This window comes from Microcystis sp. LE19-10.1B (assembly GCF_027530565.1).
In the GTDB taxonomy this organism is placed as follows: Bacteria; Cyanobacteriota; Cyanobacteriia; order Cyanobacteriales; family Microcystaceae; genus Microcystis; species Microcystis aeruginosa.
This window is the reverse complement of record NZ_JAPZQM010000466.1, coordinates 1-1184: the sequence shown is the minus strand read 5'-3', so window position 1 is coordinate 1184 and position 1184 is coordinate 1. Positions and strand designations below refer to the sequence as shown.

The 1184-nt window shown below is 37.2% G+C and carries 1 pseudogene; it reads left to right on the top strand.

Annotation, left to right across the window (positions count from 1 at the left end):
- Positions 1-1184, top strand: a pseudogene (locus tag O9332_RS16985) (IS5 family transposase); the annotation flags it as partial.

Sequence of the window (1184 nt, the reverse complement as noted above, 5' to 3'; positions counted from 1 at the left end):
GAAAATCCTTATTTACAATACTTCTTGGGGTTTTCAGCCTACAGCAATGAACCCCGGTTTGAAGCGTCAATGTTGGTTCACTTTCGAGAAAGAATCCCTCGGGAACTAATTAATAAAGTGAATCGCTTTATGGTCAAAAATTCGAGAGAAATAAAAGAAGAAGAAAACACCGAAAAAAAGTTAGAGAGCGAAACCCAAAGTCAACCAGAAAATCGAGGTAAATTAATTTTAGATGCCAGTTGTGCGCCCGCAGATATTAGTTATCCTACGGATTTAAACCTGTTAAATCAAGGAAGAAAACAAACCGAAAAAATTATTGATATTCTCTAGGAAACTTTAAAAGGAAAACTTGTTCAAAAACCGAGAACCTATCGTCTCCTAGCCAGAAAAAGTTATTGAGAAGTAGCAAAAACAAGAAAACCTACCGTCAAACAAAGACGAAAAGCTCTGAAAAGACAACTGCAATATCTGAAAAGAAATCTCGACCATATTGAACAACTTTTAGCAGAAGGAGCCTCTCTACAAAGCTTGAAAAAAAGAGACTATAAACTGTTATTAGTAGTCACAGAAGTTGCTCGCCAACAACTCTGGATGTACCAAAATAACAAACAGAGTATTGAAGACAGAATTGTCAGCTTAACTCAACCCCATATCCGTCCGATAGTCAGAGGAAAAGCTGGAAAACCAGGAGAATTTGGGGCCAAATTCTCAGCAAGCTGTATAGATGGTTACATATTTTTAGACCGGATTAGTTGGGATAACTTTAATGAATCGGGAGATTTAAAAGCACAAATAGAAGCTTATTATGACTATACAGGATACTATCCAGAATCAGTTCATGTGGACAAAATTTATCGAACCAGAGAAAACCGAGCTTGGTGTAAAGAAAGGGGAATCAGAATTAGTGGGCCCCCATTAGGAAGACCAGCCAAAAATGTTAGTAAAGAACAAAAGAAACAAGCTACCGATGATGAGAGGATTCGGAATTGTATAGAGGGCAAATTTGGACAGGGGAAAAGAAGATTTAGCTTAGGTAAAGTGATGGCTAAACTTCCTCATACTTCCTTTTCAGCGATTGCTATTACTTTTTTAGTCATGAATCTTTCTAACCTGTTGAGGCAGGTTTTTTGGGCTTTTTTATGTCTGAAATGGAAAAACAGCACTTTTTCTCGGTCAATGATTAG